Consider the following 20,405-nt stretch of genomic DNA (forward strand, 5'->3'; position numbering starts at 1 on the left):
ATGCTAAGCTTCCCAGCAGAACGCGAGTTTATCAATCAATTATGCGGCGTTCAGGGCACTTGCTCCGGCCGATTCGATAAGTTAGCGCTAATCAAGCTTGCTCATAGGTCATACGCAGCCGGTGAAAATTTTGAGGAATCAGTGGCAGAATTTATTTTGAAGCTACCTCTGCCAAATCAGATACAAACATTGGATTTCATTCTCAATAAATTAGTGGGTGAGGATGGTGCTGTTTTTCTTTCTATCCCATGGTGGGTAGGGGAAGTAAAAGGCTATAGGAGCAGGCTCAGCTATTGGAAGGATGAGGTGATAGCTTATGCAGGTTTTTTGACTGAAGACTTTAATAAAATCTACCGCGAAATTGCTGCAGCTATAGCCAATGGGGAGAGCGTAGAGAAAATGGCTGACTGGACTGAGGCAATCAACATTTTAGGAGATGTACTTCCTTATACCCACGAAGATTTAACCCTCTTATCTCAAACACAAATTGATGACCTTTCGCATGAACTAGATTATGACGTATTCTCTATAGTAGCTCAAGAAATTGCATTCAAAGAATACGACCGAATTGTTCTTCAGCTAAGTCAGTTTTACTCTTCTGTCCTTTCTGGAGACCACAAACCAAATCAAACTGCACACCTGAAGTGGATGGATGGTATTCAAGACTTTTGCCATGAAATAAGCCTCTACTGCTCATTGAATGAAACAGAAGGGTCGATTCATGTTTTTGCAGGAACAGGCTTCAAAATCTTTAATGAATCCTTTGTGCAATTTTTAAAGCTTATCAAAGACGTCGGCAAATTCCGAAGAGACCAGGTATATGAGTGGTTGAATCCCAGCCCGACTGACATTGGTGTGAAAGATAAAGTGTTATCACCTGTTTTGGCTTGGCAGGGTAGTAAAACCGACCTTGCTGAGCTAGGCTACGCTCTGTTAGAAGCGGGGCTGATTGGTGGGCCCCGTGAGGCTGCGCTGAAGTCTTTAGCCAACTTCTTTGGTCAAGAACTTGGTAACCCTGCGAAGCACTTACAGACGCTACAAAAGCGGCAATGGGACCCCGGTAAAAAGGAGCCCGTTACGCCACTGCTGGATAGAATGGCGAGTGCCTTAAAATCCTTGCTGAGAATCAAAGCAATAGCTCCAGCAAAAAAGTAATGTTGGGGTACTACCCCACCTAGTACGCCGTTTTCGCTCTGGCCGATGAGTCCCTTTGTTCTGTCGCTGGCAGGCTTGTCACATTCCCCAGCCAGCGGCGGGAAATATGCACGGTATCATCACCCAGGGCGTGGCCCACGTCCACCACGCCATCACATCTCTTACCATTGAGCATGCTGCAGCCATTATCGGCGGCACCTGTGCGGTGGGGCGCCTGCTGCTCCAGTACCTGAGCTTCCGGCGTGGCAAGAGCAAGCAGTAGGCCCCAAATATTGCTGCAGCCATAGGGCGTTGCTAGTCGGGCGTTGTTATTTGCTACATGTATTATCAGCCTGATGACCGCTGGCCCAGATTCGGCGCGCCCACCCGCGAACAGTTCGAAGCACTGTATGTATTTCCGCCTCGCTTCCACGCGGGTGTCCCCGAGGATGTAGTCAAATCCTACACCACGGCCAGCCACCTAATGGCCCTCGCCTGGTATCACTATCCTGTTTACGATGAAGCGCTGAACAAGCTGCTGTTGATGCTGGAGATGGCCATCAGGTTGCGCTGCCAGCAGCTGGGACTACCAGCGGGCGCAAACCGGTCGTTGCAGCAACTTATCAAAGCGCTCGAGGCAGCCGAGCCAGCCAAGCAATTGGGCTGGTGGCTGGACGGGCTCCGGCGGCTGCGTAACCGGGTGGCCCACCCGGAGGAGCACAGCTTCGGAGGCGTGGTTTTTCGGCTTGCGATGCTCCGAATGGTGAACACGCTGAATCAACTGTTCGAGGATGAGGCGGCCGTTACACAAGGCCTGCAGTACTGTGCCGCGCTGGCCGACTTTGCGAACCAACCGCTGGAGTGGAGCACTTCAAATCCGGATATGTTTCGGCCATTCACCCATGCGCGGCCGCTACGGGCCCGACATGTGGACAGCGAGTGGCGCGTAGTTTGGGCGCTTTTCCCTTCATTGCCCAATTGCATGCCCACTGTGACGGTGGTAGTCGGAGCGCTGGAAGAGAAAGGATTTCGCGGGGTAGAAGTACCGTCGCAGCAACTGATAGTCTTACGGCCCATGCGGCCAGAGGCCATCGCCTACGAAGAATGGCAACACCGCGCGCAGCGAAGTCAGATTTCGGAGACAGAACGAAAGCTATCTGAGGTTGTGCAGGAAAGTGAAATGTATCGGCAACAGGAGGAAATGATTTATCGGTTTCTGTGGGTGTAGCAGCGCGTTGTGCGCTAGCCGCTTTACCCGGTTCACCCGTTAAAACCGCTGACCCGCCAGCCGGGCTGTGGCAACGTCGTCGATGAAGGCCGCGGCGCGCGCCGCCAACTGCGCCGGGAAGTCGCCGCCGGCCAGCGGCCCAAATCGCAGCGCCACGTCCTGCTGCAGGGCCAGACCCAGTGCGTTCGAATGCCCGTAGGTACCGTAACTGGCCGCTAGGCATGAGCGCGCCGCGGCCAAACGCTCAAGGGACGGCAGCCGTGCCCGCTTGACATGCTTGTTGAATGCTGGGTCCACCGGTAGCAAGTTCCACAGTTCGTTGACGGGGTAGAAGCTCAGTGGCAACAAGTGGTCTAGGTCGTACTCGTCGGGACGGGTGATGAGCTTTCCCGTCCAAGGGCAAACAAAGTGGTGCTGCTCCATCAGCAGCACGTTGACGTGGTTGCGCTCCCACGTCAGCGCTTGGCGGTTATCGGGCCGGGCCGTGAGTAGTGCGTAGGCCTCCCCGCGCGGGGCTGCCCCGAGCTGTTCGGTGAACAGGCTCCACTCGTGTACGCACAGGGCCTCGACGTACAGCGACAGGCGGTGGGAGGCCCGCCACAAGTAGGCCGGCACCAGCAGACATTTTTCGTTGGGGTCGGTACCGGGCAAGGCCGTGGCCACGGCGTCACGCAGGCGGATGGGGGCAGTGAATACGCTTTGCTCGTGGGTGCCCGCGTGGCGAATCGGCATGGCCAGCGCAGCAACGGCCGCCTTGCGGGCCTGGTCGTAGGTGCTCAGCAATTCGGCGGGGTATTGGCCTCGCCGGCGGGGCGAGCGCATCTCGGTGAGCAGAAAATAGCCGTCGCCAGCGCGACCGGGGCCAACCACCAACCGCTGCCAAGCAGAGCGTAGCAGTGCCAGTGCCGGACGGAAACTCATGTCCTGGCGCTGGGCCTCGCCGCGTTGGGCAGGGCGCCCCTGCAGCACGGGCTGGGCGGGGTCGGCAAAGCTCCAGTAGTAAGCCAGCCACCACTCGGCCAGGCGCACGAGGGGCACAGCCACGGGCAGCTCGCCCGTGAGCGCCAGGTCGGGGTAGCCGAGCACCACGTCGTTGAGCGCCCGCAGCAAGGCGAACTTGTAGCTCGTTGTTTTGCTGTCGTGCTTGAGGATGGTGGCCAGCAACTGCTCACCGGTGGCTTCTGAGGGCATAGGGCTGACAAGATAGTAAGTGCTCAGTTTCGCCACGTCAGCAGCCTGCGGCTCCAGTACATGAATTACTGTTGCGCGATAAGGCCACCCGTTGAGGTGGCCTTTATCATATAATCGAGCCCGCAGTGGAGCGATATATCAGGCGGTCAGAATCGAACTGACAACCTCCCCTTTCGAAAGGGGCGCTCTATCCAATTGAGCTACACGCGCAAGTTCGTAAGCATTGTGCTTGCGTAACATTTATACTCCCGACACTTGCGAGATGTTAAAATTGAATCAGCTTCATAAAGGTTACGAGAAATAAGGCAGTCCAGCTAACCAAGCTCATCTATAGACCTACAATATCCTTTACTGCTTGCTCAATTGTAGTTGCTGTCCTTAATAGGTCCTTTATGATATATCGCTCGCGTCCGGTTAGGTGCCCTCGAATTATGCGAGGGTTGGCATTAATCATATTCTGTACGTCTTGAAAGGGCACTACTTTAATTGTGCTGCAATCAGCATAACTGTCATAAAGTGCAAACAAATTGCGCTGGCCGTTGGGTAATAGCAATTGGCGCTTACCTATCTCAGGGTTCCTTGCTGCGTAAGGATTGAGCCGAGAGTTTGCAATAACCAAGCCCACATCGGTGCCACTAGCAGAAATAGAGGCAACAATTAAGTACTTCTCCTTCGGTGGGTTTACTAAACTGGTGTAGGTCAGTAAAACCATGCCCTCAACCGGGGGCTGCGGCCTAGGTTGATACCCCACGTTATGCTGCAGCAAATAGGTTATCGCTTAGCGAATCCCTCAGGTACTCAAGTTCCTCACGGGTAGCCCCACCGGCCTCCGCGATGTCCACTGGGTCTATAGGCCGATTATTCTGAGCTTTATCCCAAGCTGAATCATGGGACAATTTACTAAGCTCGTCTGGACTTGTATCACGATACCGCTCAATTGATGCCAATAACGCCTGTTGGGCACTCTCAGCTATGTAATCTAAATCGGCACTAACTTTTGCCTGAGCATGACGCCGTCCCGGGTAAGCAAGGCTGGCTTTAACTTTAGTAACGAATTCAGCGGGGTACCTGTAACCAGTCTGACGCCCATCTACGATTTTGACGAAATCGTACATCATGGATGGCACTGGGCCTTTTTCCATCTTGATAAAGTGGTCCTCCCCCATCAACGACAGGCCGTAGTTTACCAAGTGCTCTTGTTCAGCGAAATAAATCGTTTTAAACGCTTTAAGATAACCAGGCTGGCCCATACGCTCGACAACGTAGACCAGCGTGTTTAACGCTTTTTCAAGAGAGAGAGAGGAGAAAGCCATAACCTATGTCAGACATTCCCTTACGGAATGTAGTTTCGAAGGTAGGTCTTTTCTAATTAATCCTAGTAGTGAATGGCACTAACTCATACTTAGTCTACTGGGTTATCAGAACAGATGCGAGCCATTCGAGCAGCGATACAGCAAGCAGAAAAGCCGCTCACCAATGGTCAAGCAGCTGCTTATTTTATTCCTACCCGCCCGGAAAAAGTACGACCATTAGGATACCCTGACAGCTTTGGTGTTGGTCAGGCCTACTTTGGAAGGGGCTTATGCTGGGTGAAGCAACTCATTTGCTGGTTGCATTTGAAGTACAGCCCTGACTCAACGGAAGTTATTTATGTCCGGTAAGGAATGGAATGTTGCAACGATAACCTTCCGACAGCTAGCTTACGGTTGACACAGAGTTTTTCTATCGGCCAAAAGGTATGTGTAACCCATTACGCATCCTCCGGGACAGTAAAATGCTCTTGCTGTCTCTATCGGCTGCTATGTGTAACCCATTACGCATTAGAGCTTCTACCCCGCCTCATCATGCCATACGCTATTCTTCTCGTCAGCAAGCTTACCACCCCGGGCATGGCCACCAGCGCCACCCAGCACAACTACCGGCTGGAGGAGACGCCGAACGCGGACCCGGCCCAAACCTGGCGCAACATGGACTACGTGAACTTCGAGCGTCGCCCTTACCTGGACTTGGCCAACGAGCGCCTGGCAGAAATCAACCTGGTACCGCGGCGGCGGGACGCGGTGCGCCTCGTGGAGCTGGTGCTCACGGCCAGCGCCGACGGCTTCCCGCGCGGCGCCGATGGGCGGGTACCTGACCTGTTCGACTCGCCCTGGCTAAAGGATAATTTCAAGTTCGTGGAGAAGCAGTTTGGGGCGAAGAACGTGGTCGGCTTCATGCTGCACCAAGACGAAATCACCCCGCACCTGCACGTGCTCGTCGTGCCCATTACCTCCGATGGCCGGCTCAGTTGCCGAGACGTGTTCAGCCCGGCCCGCCTGCACCAGCTGCAAACCGACTACGCCGAAGCGATGGCCCCCCACGGGCTGGCGCGGGGCATTAAGTACAGCACGGCCAAACACGAAGACGTGCGCCGGTACCACGGAGCCCAGCAGATGAGCAAGGAGCAGCTGACAGAGTTGGCCCGGCCCCTAGTCATCGCGCCGTATCAACTACCGGTTCCGCCCGAGCGCATGACCATGGAGCAGTACCGCCAAGAATCCCAAGCCGCGTTCAACTCTCAATTAGCCCGGCTGCAGGCCCAGACCAACCAGAAGATTGGGCAGCTGGCCACCGTGGCGACGGCCAACGCCTACGAGCGGGAGCGGGCCCGGGTGCTGGAGAAGCGTCTGGCCAGCAGCCAGAACTTGGTGGTGGAGACCCACGCGGAACTGACCACCCAAAAAGGTACCCTTACCGCACAAGTGCAACAGCTTCAACAGGAGTTGTCCACCCGAACCGCCGAACTAGCGGAGCAGAAAGCCCTGACGACTAAGGCACACCTGAATCATCTACGCGCGGTCATGAAGCACTTGCAAGGGGAACCGTTGTCAGAGAAGCTGACGGCCTGGGGGCAGGGGCAGCGCCAGACGCACCAGGCCGGCATCGAGCGCGGGTTGGCCAAGCAGTTGCTCAAGCCAATCGAGCAGGTGGCGGACATGGTTCCTGTACTCCTCAAAAACAGCTACGTGCTGGAAGTCATCAGCCCCGAGAAATTCACCCTGACCCACGAGAAGAACGGCATGCGCTTCAGCAGTGACGAGCTGCGGCCCAATGGGCGGGACTTTTTGGAGCAGCTTCGAGAGGCAGTGGGGAAAAGAAAGGCACAGGAGCGGGCGGGCCAAGCACCGAACCGGGATGGCGGTATTGAACTGTAAGCTTCGCTATTAATCAGATGGGAAACTCATTGGACTTGCGAAGGATGCTTGCTTACCGAGAGGAGGAACGCATAGCAGCAGCTGAGAAAGCAGGTGCTCGAAAGCGAGCATATCGAGAAGAACGAACCATATACTATGAGGGGTTTAACGGATACTTTGCTTGGATAATTGCCAGAATACCTCTTTTCAAGCGTCATGATGCATTCGATATACACTTGCATGGGTATGGAATTCCGCTAAAGCTTTATGAAGTAGCCGCCTATTTAGAGGAATTAACGGGTGAAAGGTTTGAAGCAATCTTCGGGTTCAAAGCAGCCAGACAAGACTATCAGTACTTAGATGACTTAATAACGCTTGGGCTACAAAGGCTGGGCACCGAAGTAAATGATGTCGGCATCGACTGGAACAACGTCAGCCGGGCTCAATCTTGGCTAGCCGAACAGATAGCCAACTTTAAAACGGCTCACGCTGCGGCCCCCTTTATGGCCGCTGATGCAAGCCAGAAAGCACCTTTTGCTCTGCAGCCGAATACGTCGAGTTACTGGCCATGGGCTCCCTTATTTGGCAATCGAATCTCCTCTGACCGGTTTTATCAGTTCCTCGAAGAATGCGGTTTATTAAACAGCGATGGGAGTCTCACGCCACTTGGCAAAGGTGACGAACTCGGTAAAGCCAGAAGGGCTCCGTGGGTCGGAACTTTACAAGCATTGATAGCTGCCAAAATTCTTGACCCGAACGTAGCAGCCATTTGTCGCGCATTAGCTGCACCAAGCGGCAGGTTACAAGTAACATTAGCAGAGAATACTTTACTGAATCCCAGCGACAAAGCAAGCACTTACCAGCAGGTAGCGGAAGGAAAGCTACGTGAATTGGGGTTGCTGCGGAACTGAGTTTTTTCTGCGCCGCTGGTTTACGCACAATCTCTATCGGCTCTTTGTGCCACGCTGACCGGCTCACTTCTCCGGTAGCGTTGCGAACGTGCTAGCAACCATCATCACCCAGGGCGTGGGCTATCCGCAACTGCTCGATGACCTACGGGCTATCATCCGCCACGAAGTCGGCCTGGCCCAGGTGTCGGGCGCCTCATCTGCGACAGAGGCTGAGCAGGAGTTACTGACCGTGCGCCAGGCCGCGGCGCTACTAGATGTGTGCGTGGCTACCATCCACGAGTGGAAGCGCCGTGGCCTGCTGGCCTATACCCGGCTCGGTGGGCGGGTCTATTTGAAGAAGGTAGAGGTGCTCAACGCGGGGACTCGATGTCGGCGGAGTGAGAAGGTGGGGAGAGAAAGAGTCGGCAATGCTTAATTACTCTTCAGTTTTTTGTGGCGTTTCAGTTTTTCTCGAACCTATAGTATTGTGCTCTGATGGCCCAGACAGTATGCGCCCCATAAGTGCCACTCCTTCTGTATCAAGAATCCTATTGAGAACGTCTTTAATTCGTTTCGCTACTTCTGGGCTACTGGTGCTTGCTGCTACTTCAGCTATTTCTTTGATAGCAGTTTCTTGAGCCAGAAGCCTTTTATCAACTTCGCTGTATTCGGCTGATTTTTCGCGCAGTGTTTCGGGTGAGACATATAAACCTGAAAAATCACCCGACCCCATATAATCCTCCCAAGCAGCTTTGAGCATCGTCCCCCTACCCATGACAAGCCAATCTATACGCACTTGTGGGAATGCATTAATGATTTTCTGAAGTGCGGAAAAAGATGGAGAACTTTGGCGAGTGCCTACAATCTCTCCAAGACTCTGGTTACTGATGCCTACTGCTTTTGCGAATGCTGATTTATTGCCCTTACTAAACTCATTAATCATTTTAGCAATTCGCTCATTTACAGATGATTGTTTCATATTATTCAAAGATTAGTTGATTTTATTACGGTTTTGTTGGCATTTTCGTAAACTAATCCGTAAACTTGCAGTGTTAGACATTCAAAGATGTACAAGTATAAACAAATGTAGGAGAAATGGAAGCAAAAACCAGCATTAGTAGTTTACTTGCCCCTGGTGACATTGGAGGTATTGCCAAAAAACTAGGCATCTCAACCACTGCTGCTAGTGCCGCAATTCGCCGGGCCAACCCAGGACACCCAGCCGTGAGAGAAGCTCTCAGACTTGCTGAGGCAAGTGGCGCTATAGCTGCGGCCCAGACACTTGCGAACCTGGGTTAATCCTAGTAAAACAGCTACACAGTCAAATACTTACTGACCTATCAAAAGGCCAGGCCACCCCCCTATTGCCTTTTCTAATGGCTGTCATCATTACCCAAGGCGTCGAATACCAACAGTTGCTGGATGACTTGCGCGCGCTCATTCGCCATGAGATGAGCCAGTCCTTGCCCGCAGTCGCTACGGCACCAGTAGCTGACGAGCTACTCACGGTGCTGCAGGCAGCGACGCTACTAGACGTGTGCGTGGCCACTGTGCACGAGTGGAAGCGCCGCGGGCTACTGGCGTACACCAAATTAGGCGGCCGCGCTTACCTCAAGCGCTCAGATGTATTAAGTGCTGGAACAAGCCAGAAGCGTAGTCAAAAGACTGCCCGCAGTAAGTAACTCATTTCTATCACCATGCTACGCATCATATACCCTGACGGCAGCATCGCAGAGGCGGAAGGTGCCGAGTCCGAACAACATCTGCTCGATGATGCCAGCAAGCGCCAGGCCTATACAGTCAAAGGGCTGGCCAATAGGCTGAACATAAGCGAGCGCGGAGCATACGACCTCGTGCGCAACGGCGAAATCCGCTACGTCTGCGCCGGCAAAAAGAACTACCGCATTTCTGAGCTGGCCGTCCGCGAATACATGGGCGACATCAAGTCATAAACAACTAGCTACTCCAAATACATGGCCGACTCTACTAACCCAATATTAACTGTCACCTTCACCACGGCCAACGGCATGCTGGCCTTCGAGGACCGCGACGCCACGCTGCGGCTGCTGGAATACGACATCAAGGCTAAGCGCGACGCCGAGGCCGAACAAGCCCAGCTTTCCAAAGCCTACGACGTCACGGCGCTGGCCGCTCGCCTCGGCATTAGCACCCGCACCGCCTACGACCTAATTCGAAACGGCAAAATCGGCTACTGCCTCTGCGGCAAAAAGAACTACCGCATTAGCGAGCGGGCCGTTCGCCGTCACGAAGACGGACTACCCCCGCTGCCCACCTGATAGCCCTCATTTTCTGGGATTTATACCGGCCGATTTACTCAGCCCTGGCCACGCCTTTGCCTTCATTTTTCACCCTTCAATACATCAATCTCATGGATGCTAAGACCCCCACCCTAGCCGACATCGCAGCCGCCCAGGCTGCCAATCCCTTGTTCGCCTACGACCGCGGCCACGAGCAGCGCACTCTTGTGCGGCTGCAGCGTATTTACGCGGCCAAGCTGGCGCAGATGGAGGCTTTCCTTTCGTTCTTCGACGAAGGCCAGCCCGACATTGTGCTGCGCAGCGCTTCTCAGGAACTGGCCTTGCGCTTGCCCGCTTGCCCGCAGATAAGCGAAATCTACAGCGGTCTGCGCGATGCCTTGGCTGATGAACTGCGCAACCTGGAAAAGGAAATTGTGGCTGCTCATCTCGACATCGAGCGTGACCAGCGCAAGACTGAAAAATACAAATACAGCGAGCCCGCTCACTTGGCAATCATCCGCGCATTATGTGCGCCAGCGGGTGCTACCATGGCAGCTTTAGTGACGTCTCTCGCTGCTGAATCTCCTGTTTCCAATGCAGCATAGCGTGGCCAGTTTCTCGAAAACGATAGGCCGCCGGCTGCGCCAAGCCGCCCAGGCTGGGGCCAATATCCAAGGCCAGCAAATGATTGCTTTGGCCGACGGCCGCAAACTGTGGGCTACCCGTGTACCCCGGCGTGAATGGCCCGACCTGCAGCCTGGCCATAAATTACTGCTGGTGCGCTCCTCGCGGAAGCACTTGCCTGACCACACCGGCATCGAAATGGCCACCGTGCTGGGCAATCACGCCGGCGTCGAGTCGCTGGCCCTGGCGTGGGGCTGGCGGCCCGATGGCGAAGCTGATGACCGCCCCGCCACCGTGCTCTATTACCATGATATGGCCACCATCCTGCGCTACGAACTGCGTGACACTGGCTGCCCCGACGTGGTGGCCACCATCCTCCCAACCCCGAACTGATACCCTGTACCGAACTGCTATGCTAGTTTCCTTCTTCCCCAAATTAATGAATCCCGAGCCCACCGCGGCGCTCCACTTAGCTGAGCTGCTGGCTGGCATCCGGGACGGGCGCTGGGCCGAGCAGGTGTTGGCCGTGCGCGCGCTGTCCGCCAGCAGCACGGCGTACAGCGAGGCAAAACGAAGCCTGCCTTGCTTCACGCCTTCCGGTACCTTCGAACGACGCACCCCGGCCGGGCTGCTCCAGCACTCGGGCATCGTGGGCCTGGACCTCGACGCCAGGCAAAACCCGGGCGTCGACCTGTCTGCCGTCAAAGTGCTGCTGGCTGCTGACCCCTCTACCTACGCCTGCTTTGCCAGCGCTGGCGGTGAAGGGCTGTGCGCGCTGGTGCGCATCCCCGCCGATAATCACGCCAGCAGCTTCCGCAGCCTCAAAGCCTATTATCACCAGGCCTATGGCTTAGTAGTGGATGACCTCAACGACGTGAGCCGCCTGCGCTTCGTGAGCTACGACCCCGCGCTGTACCTGAACGAGGAGGCGGAGCTCCTCACACCCACGCCAGTGCAGGCTACCACTCTTTCTACATCGAACTAATGGTTATGCCTGACGCTGCTATGCTGGTTTCTTACTTCCCCAACTCGCTAAAGCCTAAGTTACCGGAAGCCCTGCCGCTGCCCGAGCTTCTGGCCGGCGTGCGGGATGGGCGCTGGGCAGAGCAGGTACAGGCCGTGCGCGCGCTAGACCCAGCCAGCACGGACTATACTAGTGCGAAACGGGGGCTGCCGAGCTTCACCGCTTCAGGCACTTTCAAACAGCGTAGTGTGGCCGGCCTGCTTCAGCATTCGGGGTTTCTCTGTCTCGACATCGATGCCAAGACCAACCCAGGTGTTGACCTAGCCGCGGCCCGCCGGAGGGTAGAAGCCGACTCCTACACTTTCGCATGTTTCGCCAGCGCCGGCGGGCTGGGCTGGGCTAGTGTGATACCGGTGCCGGTGGATGACCACAAGGGCAGCTTCCGCGCGCTGGAACGCTACTACCAGCAAGAGTATGGACTGACCGTCGACCCTGCCTGTAGCGACGTGAGCCGCCTGCGCTTCGTCAGCCACGACCCGTCGCTGTACCTGAACGAGGAGGCCGATACCTTCGAAGAGTCGGAACCTGAACCTGCAAAGCCAGCCACTACGGTGCCGGCGCGGGCCCGCCCCGCGCGGACTACGCCTTATAACGAAGACTACGGCCAGCGGGCGCTGGAGCTGGCCTGTGACCGGGTACGGTCCGCGGCCGATGGCACGAAGCGCACCGTGCTCAACACCATGGCATTCCTGTGCGGCGGCTACATCGGCGCAGGCTTCCTCGGCGAGGCCGAGGCCCAGCGGGCCCTGGAAGCCACCATCAGCAGCCGCGAGGTGGAAGATTTGCCAGCCGCCTTCAAAACCATTACCATCGCTCTGCGCGACGGCCAGCAAAAGCCTGTGCTACCGCCGTCGCTCCAGCGCATCGTGCGCCAGCAGCAACGTAACGAAGTGCCGCGCGAAGCCATCGTGCAGAGCCTGAGCGCGAGCACCGGCGCAGCTGCAGAAGCATTGGCCGCTGGCGTTGATTCGGTGCTGGCTGAGCCCAACCCCACACTGCTTACGTTCTGGAGCGTGAATATGAAGGAGGGCAAAAACGACTACCCCACTACGTACAAACTGCGCATCGAGCGCTACGAGCTGCGCGAGTGGCTTCGTGGCCAGGGCTTCAGCTTCCGGCCGGCGGGTGCCGGCGGCGCCGTAGAATTTTTGCACTCCGCCCAAAACATCGTGCGGCTCGTCGAGCGCTACGAATTGAAACAGCATGTACTGGGCTACGTGGAGCAGCTGCCGCCGCGCTTCGATAATATCGAACGGGCCGACCTCTTGGAGGCCGTGCTCGTGCAAATTCGTGGGCTGTTCGACAAGGAGGCGCTCGACTGCTTGCCGCCGCTGGTGGGCGAGTTCCTGCGCGACACGGCCAGCACCGCCCGCTACTTCTTCCGCAACTGCTGGGTGGAGGTGACGGCCGACGCCATCGCGCTGCGCCCCTACGACGAGCTGCCCGGCCTTATTTGGCAAAGCCAAGTGCGGCCGCACGACTTCCGCGAAATCTTTCAGCTCGAAGCCATGAGCTGCCACTTTCATCGGTTCCTCGTCAACATCACCGGCGGCGACCCGCAGCGCCTGGCCCAGTTGCAGCGCGCGCTCGGCTACCTGCTGCACGGCTATAAAAATGACGCCAGCGCCCGGGTGGTCATCTTCGTCGACCAGGTGGCCACTGCGGGCCAGCCCGCCGGCGGCACCGGGAAAAGCCTACTGATTCGGGCCGTGGGCGAAATGATTAAGGTGACCCAGCTGCCGGGCGCGACGTTCCGCTTCGACGATGACTTTCGCTTCGCCCTCATCGAAGACGATACACGCATTGCCTACTTCGATGAGTGGGATGGTCGGCGGCTGCCGTTCAAAAAGCTGTTCACCGAGATTACCAGCGACATGGTGGTGAACCGGAAGAACAAGCCCCAAGTGGTAGTTCCTTTCGAGCGCAGCCCAAAATTCGCCATCACCACCAACGATATGGTGGGCGGGCAGGGGGCCAGCCACGAGCGCCGCCGGCTGGAGATTGCCCTGGCCCCACACTACTCCGACCGCTTCACCCCAAAGGATGAGTTCGGGCAAGGTTTCTTCAATCAGGGGTGGGACGAGACGGACTACCTCTACTTCTTCAACCTAGCCCTCGGGTGGGTGCAGCAGTACCTGGCCCACGGCCTGATGGCGCTTGACAGCCACGACATCCAAGCCCGGAAGATGGAGCAGGACACTTCACCCGAGTTCATCGAGTTTGCGCAGGCCGTGCTGCTGCTTGACGGCACCGCCCCCTACGGCAATGTGCTTGATGACAAGCTATGGGCTACTGACCTATACCAGCAGTTCACCGAGGAAACGGGCGAAAGCCGTGCACGCTTCACGCTTCGGATTTTTATGAAGTGGATGGAGCGCTTCGGCTACACGAAGGTGCGCAACACCGTGCGCGGTGACCGCCGCAATCAATTCTATTTCCTTAAACCCCAGGCCCAAGCCGAATAGAGTGGCTCACGAAAATATTTTGAGGCTCGTGAGCCACTGTATCTGCCTACAAAATATTGCAAAACAAGATATTATGTCATACATGCAAAACAGCAAAAACACGCTACACATTTCTATAGGCAGGATTGTAGATTTCTAAGTTACGCGTATTAAATAATAGTAAATATCTAAGAAATTAGAATAGTGCAACGATTATGAAAATCTACAATTTCCGCCAGTGAATAGGTGCTCATGTATTGCCAACTGCCTTGCGATTTACAAAGCACTGATTTATAAAGCAGACCAACCATATACAGTGGCTCACGAGCACTATCAAAACTTCGTGAGCCACCCTTATCACAACGCTTCTCAGCTTCTCCCATCACTAAAGTCACGGCCCACCTCATGAATCCAGCTCAGACCTCCGACACTCCGCCCGCCACTGCTGACCAGCCTCCGCCGGCGCACCAAGATGCGCCAGGCCTCACGCTCTACCGCGACGGCTATGCCAACCTGAACGGCGAGGCCAGCCGGGCCCTGCCCAGCCAGGCCAGCGAGCTCGCCCTCTGGCCGCCTACCACCCGCCGCCGGCAGTGGCTCCTGCTGCCCGCAGACGGTGAGTTGGCCGGTGACATTCGGCTGGTGGGTCGCACCGACCGAGGCAGCCTCCGCTTTCGGGCGCCGGCACTGGCTGTGGCCCTGTTTGCAGCGCTTCCCGAGACCCAGCAGTCGCTAAAGTTGCAACTAGAGCCGATGGCCACTGGCTGGCGTTTGGTTGCACAAATCTGTGCAACAATACCTGTTCCATAATTATCCATTGCGGCCCTTAGTAGCAGACCTTTGAGCATGTCCACTTCTACACTTGTCTACACTTCAACGCCCGCGCCGGAGTGGCCGCCGCTGCCGACCTGGCGGGCCGCCTTCCTCGGCGCGCTGGCGCTGAACGGCAACGTGAGCGACGCAGCCAAGGCGGCGGGCATTTCCCGCGACACGGCCTACAAAGCCAAGGCCCGCAACCCCGATTTTGCCCAGGACTTTCAGACGGCCGAACGGATTGCCAGCGACGTGCTGCTGCGCGAGGCCTGGCGCCGCGCGGTGGAGGGCGGCCGCACCTATAAGTTCACGAAGGACGGCGACCCCATCCTTCATCCGGAAACGGGTGAGCCCTACTACGAGATGGTATACAGCGACGCGCTGCTGACACTGCTGCTCAAAGCGCGCCTGCCCGAGCAGTTCGGCGACAAGCTCCGCGTCGAGCAGACCATCAAGCAGGAGGCGGCCTACGACCTGAACCTGCTCACCCCCGACGAGAAGCAGGCGCTGCTGGCGATGAAGCGGCGGCTCCAAACCCTGCCGGCTACCACCAGTGATGAGGAGGGCTCGTACCATGACTGAACCCGAAGTTGATTACGCCATGCTCCTGAGCGAAGTGAGCGAGGACGAGCTGGTGGCCAGCCTCTGCGAGGACCGCTTTTACTTCTTCTTCCTCGAATTCTGGGAGACCATCGAAGCCGTGGAGCTGGTGCCGAACTGGCACATCGAATACCTCTGCGACCAGTTGCAGCAGGTGTACGAGGCCTGGGCCGCCAAGCGCGCCCAGCCCGACGTGCTCATCAACGTGCCGCCTGGCACCAGCAAAAGCACCACCGTGACCCAGCTGTTTCCGGCCTGGCTCTGGCTCAAGCACGCCGGCATCCGCATCCTGAGCAGCAGCCACACGGCCCCGCTGGCCACCAGCCACGCGGTGAAAAGCCGGCTGTGCCTGAAGAGTCCGAAGTTTCAGCGGCTGTTTCCCGGTCGCCTCGACTTCCAGGACGACCAGGACGGCAAAACCGATTACCGCAACACGGCCCTGGGCCAGCGCTTCAGCACGAGCACCGGCACCGGCGGGGCCATGGGCAACCACGCCGATTTCATCCTCATCGATGACCCGCTCAATCCCCAGGGCGGGGCCAGCGAGAACGGCCGCCGGGCCGCCGAGGACCACCTCAAGACCCTGGCCACCCGCAAGACCGACAAGGCCCGCAGCGTCACGGTGCTGGTGATGCAGCGGATTCACGAGCTCGACCCCGCCGGCCTGTGGCTGGCCAGTGGCCGCCGCCTACGCCACATCTGCCTGCCCGGCGAACTGACCAAGGACGCCCAAACCGGCGAGCTCGGCAAGCAGGTGCGCCCGGCCGAGCTGGTGGCCCGCTATACCGACGGCCTGCTCGATACCTCACGCCTCGGCCGGGAGGTACTGGAAGGCCTAAAAACCACGCTCGGCTCCTACGGCTACGCCGGCCAGGTGCAGCAACTGCCCAGCCCCGACGAGGGCGGCATCCTCAAAAAAACCTGGTTCCGCACGATTTCGGTAGAGGCCTTCCAGGCTCTGGCCGGCCCTCGCGGGGCCGTCTGGCTCTTCGACGCCGACACGGCCTACACCGCCGACCAGAAGAACGACCCCAGCGCCCTGGTGGCCAGCTGCTACCTGGGCCAGACGCTCTACGTGCGCTATGCCGGCGAGATGTGGCTGGAGCTGCCGGACCTCAAGAAGCGGCTACCGGAACTGCTGGCCGCGCACAGCTACTCCCGCCAGAGCAAGCTCTACGTTGAGCCCAAGGCCTCGGGCAAAAGCGTGGTGCAGGAGCTGCGCGCCATCAGCCAGCTCAACGTGGTGGAAGCGCCGAGCCCGACTGGTAGCAAGCTCGAACGGGTCCACGGCGTGTCGCCCTTCATCGAGGCCGGCCGCGTGGTGCTCCTCGACGGGGCCTGGAACGAAGCCTTCGTTACCCAGTGCGCCGGCTTCCCCACTGCCGCCCACGACGACATGCTCGACTGCCTGTGCCAGGCCATCGCCCGCTACAACCTGAAGCCGCGCCGCCGCAGCGCCCTCTCCGAAGTCATTACCTAATCCCCTAATCCCATGTCTTTCCCCCTTCCAACACCACGCGAGCAACTTGCCCGGCTTACGGTCCACACCGCTTATGTTGAAGCCCTGACAGCGGCGACGGCCCCCGTCTTTACCATCGACGCGGACCCCGACGGCCCCGATGAGCCAATTGAGTTGACATTCATCAACGACGAGAGCCTGGAGCGCGTGAAGGCCGTGCTGCTGGCCGAGATGCGCCGCACTGCCCAGCTTTTGGAGGCACAAATAGCAGCTGCGGGGAGCGCTTCTACCGAGTTATCCGCTCCTTCCTACTCGTAGCCATGCCGACGACCCTAACGCTCAGCGGCACGGATGGCAGCTCCCGTCCCGTAGTGCTGCCGACGAGCTGGCTTGACATCACCGTCGGACAACTGCTGCGGCTTACAACCGAACCCAACACGCCGCGGCTGTGCATTCTCAGTGACATGACCCCGGAAGAACTAGCGCGCATTGACCCGCCCGACCTGCTCTACTTCGCCAATTGCCTGGAATTCATGACCGACCGCGAGTCATTAGCCGAATTGCTCACTTTCTTTCTCCCCTTCGCCCATGGCCGCTGATAACCAAATCATTTTACAGGTGAAGCTTGACGAGGGCAAAACCCTGGAGCAGCTGCAGGCCTTGGTGCTTGAAATTGAAGCAACCAAGAAAGCGCAAGTGGACCTTTCAGCGGCCAAAAAGGCCGGGGCCGTCACGGAACAAGAGTATTCCAAGCAGGTAGTTGACCTACGACTCCAACTCAAAGGCCAGCAGGTCGAACAAACTAACCTCACCAAAAACCTCGACCTCTACCGCACGGCGACCGGTGAGTTGGGCAATACTTACAAAGGCACCCAGGCCCAGCTCAGCCTCGCGCAGCGCCAGTACCAGGTGCTGCAGGAAAGCCAGAACGGCAGCACGGAGTCGACGAAGGTGTTGAGCGAAACCATTGCCAACCTGCGCTCGACGCTGGCCAAGACGGATGAGCAGCAGGGTCTGTTTGTCCGGAACATCGGCAACTACCCCAAAGGCGAAAGCCTGGAACCGCTGATTCAGCAGCTTGTGCACCTGCAGGAAGTGCAGAAGCAGCTGCCCGCCGGCAGCCAGGCCGCGGCGGAGGCACAGAAGCAAATTGGCTTTCAGTTCGGCAAGCTCAACGAGTCGGCGGCCAGCGCGGGCCTGACCCAGACGGCCCTCAACAACAAATTGCAGGACTACGGCGAGCGCCTGCGGCCCGCCACCACTGAACTGGCTAAGCTCACCATTGCCCAAGACGAAGTAGCCCGCAGCGCTGGCAAGGAGAGCGAGGAGTTTGCGAAAATCGGCTTTCAGATTGGGGCGACACGAAAGGCTATTTCAGCCGTGCCGCCCGAGCTGGCCAAGGTGCCCACCGCTGCCGACACGGCGAAAAAATCGCTGTTTGATGCAGCCAACAGTACCGGTATCTGGGGCCAGTCCATCGGCAAGGCCCAGCAGTTTCTCGCGCCCTTTCGCACCGGGCTCGACGTGTTGAAAGGCGCGTTCAAGGGCGTGAAGGAAGGAGAGGAAGCTGCCGCGGAAGGCACGAAGGTGCTGAAAATTGGCTTGGCGGAAATTGGTATCGGCCTCATCATTCTGGCCCTCACGACGCTCGTTTCGTATTTTACGCAGAGTGCGGAGGGTATGAAAATTATCAAGGGCCTGACCTCGGGCCTGGGGGCAGCGTTTCAGGTGCTCACCGACATCGTGACGGGCACCGGCCGGGCCATTGCCCTGGTGTTTCAGGGGGATTTCAAGGGTGCCGCCAAACAGCTCGGCGACCAGTTCACGGGCGTGGGGGCAAAAATTGCTAATGCAGCGAAGGAAGGCTATAGCCTAGTAGGGGCTGAAAAGGAGCTTATCAAAGCCCGGCGCGAACTGGAAATTGCCGATGTACGCGAGCAAAGCCGCGTGAACGTGTTGTTGCGACTCAGCAAGGACCGCAGCAAGTCCGCCACCGAGCAGCTGGCCGCCCTGAAGGAAGCGGGCGAAATCGAGGCCCGGCTGACGGCGGCCCAGATTACCCAGCAGGAAAAGGAGCTGGATTTAATTGAGCGCAAAATCAAGCTCAAGGGTTCGGGTGCGAAAGGCGATTTGTTGCAGGAAGAGGCCGATAAGAAAAAGCAGATTGCTGAGACGCTGGCTGCTCAGGACGAAACCAACGCCAAAATTCAGGTCCGCGAGTCGGTGTTCCGCCAGAAGCTGGCTGCTGATAGGCTGGCCGCGCAAAAGGCGGCAGCCGCGGCCCAGGCCCAGGCGGTGCAGGATGAGATTAAAAACCGGATTACCCAGACCGAAACGGCGCTGTTGTCGGTAAAGACAGGCAGCGAAAAGGAGCTGCAGCTGCGTGAGAAGCTGGTGCACCAGCAGGCCGAACTCGAAGCCGCCACCGAGAAAAAGACGGCAGCTGACCGGGCTCTGATTCGCGCGAAATCGCTGGTGGAGATTGAGAAGCTGGAGGAAGAATTTCAGCAGAAGCAGCAGGACAACGCCCGCAAGTTTCTCGACGACCAGCTGAAAAACGACCAGCAGGCCATCGCCAACGAAAAGCGGGTACGCGAGGAACGCAAGGCCGAAACCGTTTCAGCCTACACCCGCGACCTGGCCGTGCTGGAGCGCAGCCTTGACGCGCGCCGGCTGGCCATCGAAACCGATTACGCCGAGGGCCGCGCCTCGAAAAAGCAGTACGAGGCCGGGCTGAACGTGATTGAGCAGGGCGGGTTTGCGGCCCGCTTGGTGCTGGCCAAGCACCACAACCAGGACGTGACCAAGGCCGAAAAAGAGCTGACCCGCGCCCTGAATTCGGAGCTGCTGAAGCGAACCGAAAAGGAGAACGCCGAGTATCAGCAGCGACTCGACGTGGCCAGCGCCTTCGGCCAGGAAATTGGCAGCCTGTTCGCCCAGACGCTGAACGATACGGGAGCCTCGCTGGAAGATTTCGCCGCCAAGGTGCTGATTCTGATTCTGGATAGCCTCGAAAAAGCGGTACTGGCGGCTCAGGCCGAAACGGTGGCCAACGCCATCGCCAAAGGCGGGGTGTACGGCATCATCGAAGCCGCCGCTGAGGTGGCCCTCATCACGGCCGCTTTCGAGGGTGCCAAGGCCATCATTTCCAAGCCTTCTTCCAAGCAGTTCGCCGAAGGCACCGTGCTCGGTGGCCCATCCCACGCTAACGGCGGCATTCAGTTGTTTTCGCCCAGCGGTCACCATTACGGAGAGGCTGAGGGCGGCGAGATAATTATGACCAAAGGAGTCTGGAACAACCCGCTGCTCAGGCCGCTGGCCAGCACCCTGAACGTGCTCGGCGGCGGTGCCCCACTCATGCCCCGCGTCCATATGGCCGTGGGTGGCGTGACCGCTACGCAATCAGCGGGCTACCTACGCGGTGATTCCATGATAGTCGACCCGAAGGCATTGGGCCAAGCCGTCGCCGCCGCCCTTTCAAAAACCCGCATCGAAACCAAGGTCAGCAACATCAAGCGTGGCCTGGCAAAGGACGCCTACAACAACAGCATCAGCAGCTTCTAGCGC

Annotated in this window: 22 protein-coding genes; 19 read left to right on the top strand and 3 right to left on the bottom strand. The window is 57.8% G+C overall.

Translation table 11 applies throughout. The annotated features are described in order from the left end of the window. The 3 genes from MON38_RS10530 to MON38_RS10540 all read left to right on the top strand — a co-directional run bounded on the left by MON38_RS10530 (window position 1) and on the right by MON38_RS10540 (window position 2,362). Entirely contained in the window at window positions 1–1,155 is a 1,155-nt protein-coding gene (locus MON38_RS10530) for an RteC domain-containing protein (RefSeq protein ID WP_241936130.1), read from the top strand. A gap of 106 nt (window positions 1,156–1,261) precedes the next feature. Further along, window positions 1,262–1,417 carry a hypothetical protein gene (locus tag MON38_RS10535; protein WP_241936131.1) on the top strand — a complete coding sequence of 52 codons (156 nt, stop codon included), beginning with the start codon at window positions 1,262–1,264 and terminating at the stop codon, window positions 1,415–1,417. Between the two features lie 57 nt (window positions 1,418–1,474). Beyond that, window positions 1,475–2,362: a hypothetical protein gene (locus tag MON38_RS10540; RefSeq protein ID WP_241936132.1), complete on the top strand. Its 888-nt coding sequence runs from the start codon at window positions 1,475–1,477 to the stop codon at window positions 2,360–2,362. A 39-nt stretch (window positions 2,363–2,401) separates the two neighbouring features. Here the strand turns inward: MON38_RS10540 and MON38_RS10545 are convergent, their stop codons facing one another. Then, complete coding sequence (locus MON38_RS10545; RefSeq protein ID WP_241936133.1) at window positions 2,402–3,553, bottom strand: HNH endonuclease domain-containing protein; 1,152 nt, start codon at window positions 3,551–3,553, stop codon at window positions 2,402–2,404. 752 nt (window positions 3,554–4,305) lie between these two features. After that, window positions 4,306–4,866, bottom strand: a complete 561-nt coding sequence (locus tag MON38_RS10550) for a Panacea domain-containing protein (RefSeq protein ID WP_241936134.1) — start codon at window positions 4,864–4,866, stop codon at window positions 4,306–4,308. 531 nt (window positions 4,867–5,397) lie between these two features. On the opposite strand from MON38_RS10550, the gene mobV reads away from it, so the two are divergent. The 3 genes from mobV to MON38_RS22870 all read left to right on the top strand — a co-directional run bounded on the left by mobV (window position 5,398) and on the right by MON38_RS22870 (window position 8,052). Continuing rightward, window positions 5,398–6,747 carry a MobV family relaxase gene (gene mobV, locus MON38_RS10555; protein WP_241936135.1) on the top strand — a complete coding sequence of 450 codons (1,350 nt, stop codon included), beginning with the start codon at window positions 5,398–5,400 and terminating at the stop codon, window positions 6,745–6,747. Window positions 6,748–6,791: 44 nt separating this feature from the next. Next, window positions 6,792–7,637 carry a hypothetical protein gene (locus tag MON38_RS10560; RefSeq protein WP_241936136.1) on the top strand — a complete coding sequence of 282 codons (846 nt, stop codon included), beginning with the start codon at window positions 6,792–6,794 and terminating at the stop codon, window positions 7,635–7,637. 88 nt (window positions 7,638–7,725) lie between these two features. After that, window positions 7,726–8,052, top strand: coding sequence for a helix-turn-helix domain-containing protein (locus MON38_RS22870; RefSeq protein WP_241936137.1), 327 nt, complete (start codon window positions 7,726–7,728; stop codon window positions 8,050–8,052). Here the strand turns inward: MON38_RS22870 and MON38_RS10570 are convergent, their stop codons facing one another. Beyond that, on the bottom strand, window positions 8,053–8,595 hold the full coding sequence (locus MON38_RS10570) for a hypothetical protein (protein WP_241936138.1): 543 nt from the start codon (window positions 8,593–8,595) through the stop codon (window positions 8,053–8,055). A 397-nt stretch (window positions 8,596–8,992) separates the two neighbouring features. Here MON38_RS10570 and MON38_RS10575 point away from each other — a divergent pair, with 397 nt between their 5' ends. From MON38_RS10575 to MON38_RS10635, 13 genes are all read left to right on the top strand, one after another. Then, window positions 8,993–9,298: a helix-turn-helix domain-containing protein gene (locus MON38_RS10575; RefSeq protein ID WP_241936139.1), complete on the top strand. Its 306-nt coding sequence runs from the start codon at window positions 8,993–8,995 to the stop codon at window positions 9,296–9,298. Between the two features lie 15 nt (window positions 9,299–9,313). Further along, a complete protein-coding gene (locus MON38_RS10580; protein WP_241936140.1) occupies window positions 9,314–9,568 on the top strand; it encodes a helix-turn-helix domain-containing protein in 255 nt (84 codons plus the stop codon). Between the two features lie 21 nt (window positions 9,569–9,589). After that, entirely contained in the window at window positions 9,590–9,913 is a 324-nt protein-coding gene (locus tag MON38_RS10585; protein ID WP_241936141.1) for a helix-turn-helix domain-containing protein, read from the top strand. A 56-nt stretch (window positions 9,914–9,969) separates the two neighbouring features. Further along, entirely contained in the window at window positions 9,970–10,479 is a 510-nt protein-coding gene (locus MON38_RS10590) for a hypothetical protein (RefSeq protein WP_241936142.1), read from the top strand. Then, window positions 10,469–10,891 (top strand): hypothetical protein, encoded by a 423-nt coding sequence (locus MON38_RS10595; RefSeq protein ID WP_241936143.1) that lies wholly within the window; start codon window positions 10,469–10,471, stop codon window positions 10,889–10,891. Before MON38_RS10590 ends, MON38_RS10595 begins: the two co-directional genes overlap by 11 nt. Before the next feature lie 46 nt (window positions 10,892–10,937). Then, window positions 10,938–11,483 (top strand): BT4734/BF3469 family protein, encoded by a 546-nt coding sequence (locus MON38_RS10600; protein WP_241936144.1) that lies wholly within the window; start codon window positions 10,938–10,940, stop codon window positions 11,481–11,483. A gap of 5 nt (window positions 11,484–11,488) precedes the next feature. Next, entirely contained in the window at window positions 11,489–13,987 is a 2,499-nt protein-coding gene (locus MON38_RS10605; protein ID WP_241936145.1) for a BT4734/BF3469 family protein, read from the top strand. Between the two features lie 384 nt (window positions 13,988–14,371). Then, window positions 14,372–14,776, top strand: a complete 405-nt coding sequence (locus MON38_RS10610) for a hypothetical protein (protein WP_241936146.1) — start codon at window positions 14,372–14,374, stop codon at window positions 14,774–14,776. A 36-nt stretch (window positions 14,777–14,812) separates the two neighbouring features. Continuing rightward, the gene (locus MON38_RS10615) at window positions 14,813–15,361 is read left to right on the top strand and encodes a hypothetical protein (protein WP_241936147.1); all 549 of its coding nucleotides are present in this window, start codon (window positions 14,813–14,815) and stop codon (window positions 15,359–15,361) included. Further along, entirely contained in the window at window positions 15,354–16,859 is a 1,506-nt protein-coding gene (gene terL / locus MON38_RS10620) for a phage terminase large subunit (RefSeq protein WP_241936148.1), read from the top strand. Before MON38_RS10615 ends, terL begins: the two co-directional genes overlap by 8 nt. Window positions 16,860–16,871: 12 nt before the next feature. Next, complete coding sequence (locus tag MON38_RS10625; RefSeq protein ID WP_241936149.1) at window positions 16,872–17,156, top strand: hypothetical protein; 285 nt, start codon at window positions 16,872–16,874, stop codon at window positions 17,154–17,156. 2 nt (window positions 17,157–17,158) lie between these two features. After that, window positions 17,159–17,437, top strand: coding sequence for a hypothetical protein (locus MON38_RS10630; RefSeq protein ID WP_241936150.1), 279 nt, complete (start codon window positions 17,159–17,161; stop codon window positions 17,435–17,437). Then, window positions 17,427–20,402 carry a hypothetical protein gene (locus MON38_RS10635; RefSeq protein ID WP_241936151.1) on the top strand — a complete coding sequence of 992 codons (2,976 nt, stop codon included), beginning with the start codon at window positions 17,427–17,429 and terminating at the stop codon, window positions 20,400–20,402. The genes MON38_RS10630 and MON38_RS10635 overlap by 11 nt, the downstream gene beginning before the upstream one ends. The last annotated feature ends 3 nt before the right edge of the window (window positions 20,403–20,405 follow it).

Origin of the sequence: Hymenobacter cyanobacteriorum, from assembly GCF_022631375.1 — a bacterium.
GTDB lineage: Bacteria > Bacteroidota > Bacteroidia > Cytophagales > Hymenobacteraceae > Hymenobacter > Hymenobacter cyanobacteriorum.

Coding starts and splice junctions, on each gene's coding strand:
- MON38_RS10530 (WP_241936130.1), top strand. CDS start 1: ATGCTAAGCTTCCCAGCAGAACGCGAGTTTATCAATCAATTATGCGGC.
- MON38_RS10535 (WP_241936131.1), top strand. CDS start 1,262: ATGCACGGTATCATCACCCAGGGCGTGGCCCACGTCCACCACGCCATC.
- MON38_RS10540 (WP_241936132.1), top strand. CDS start 1,475: ATGTATTATCAGCCTGATGACCGCTGGCCCAGATTCGGCGCGCCCACC.
- MON38_RS10545 (WP_241936133.1), bottom strand. CDS start 3,553: ATGCCCTCAGAAGCCACCGGTGAGCAGTTGCTGGCCACCATCCTCAAG.
- MON38_RS10550 (WP_241936134.1), bottom strand. CDS start 4,866: ATGGCTTTCTCCTCTCTCTCTCTTGAAAAAGCGTTAAACACGCTGGTC.
- mobV (WP_241936135.1), top strand. CDS start 5,398: ATGCCATACGCTATTCTTCTCGTCAGCAAGCTTACCACCCCGGGCATG.
- MON38_RS10560 (WP_241936136.1), top strand. CDS start 6,792: ATGCTTGCTTACCGAGAGGAGGAACGCATAGCAGCAGCTGAGAAAGCA.
- MON38_RS10570 (WP_241936138.1), bottom strand. CDS start 8,595: ATGAAACAATCATCTGTAAATGAGCGAATTGCTAAAATGATTAATGAG.
- MON38_RS10575 (WP_241936139.1), top strand. CDS start 8,993: ATGGCTGTCATCATTACCCAAGGCGTCGAATACCAACAGTTGCTGGAT.
- MON38_RS10580 (WP_241936140.1), top strand. CDS start 9,314: ATGCTACGCATCATATACCCTGACGGCAGCATCGCAGAGGCGGAAGGT.
- MON38_RS10585 (WP_241936141.1), top strand. CDS start 9,590: ATGGCCGACTCTACTAACCCAATATTAACTGTCACCTTCACCACGGCC.
- MON38_RS10595 (WP_241936143.1), top strand. CDS start 10,469: ATGCAGCATAGCGTGGCCAGTTTCTCGAAAACGATAGGCCGCCGGCTG.
- MON38_RS10600 (WP_241936144.1), top strand. CDS start 10,938: ATGAATCCCGAGCCCACCGCGGCGCTCCACTTAGCTGAGCTGCTGGCT.
- MON38_RS10605 (WP_241936145.1), top strand. CDS start 11,489: ATGCCTGACGCTGCTATGCTGGTTTCTTACTTCCCCAACTCGCTAAAG.
- MON38_RS10610 (WP_241936146.1), top strand. CDS start 14,372: ATGAATCCAGCTCAGACCTCCGACACTCCGCCCGCCACTGCTGACCAG.
- MON38_RS10615 (WP_241936147.1), top strand. CDS start 14,813: ATGTCCACTTCTACACTTGTCTACACTTCAACGCCCGCGCCGGAGTGG.
- terL (WP_241936148.1), top strand. CDS start 15,354: ATGACTGAACCCGAAGTTGATTACGCCATGCTCCTGAGCGAAGTGAGC.
- MON38_RS10625 (WP_241936149.1), top strand. CDS start 16,872: ATGTCTTTCCCCCTTCCAACACCACGCGAGCAACTTGCCCGGCTTACG.
- MON38_RS10630 (WP_241936150.1), top strand. CDS start 17,159: ATGCCGACGACCCTAACGCTCAGCGGCACGGATGGCAGCTCCCGTCCC.
- MON38_RS10635 (WP_241936151.1), top strand. CDS start 17,427: ATGGCCGCTGATAACCAAATCATTTTACAGGTGAAGCTTGACGAGGGC.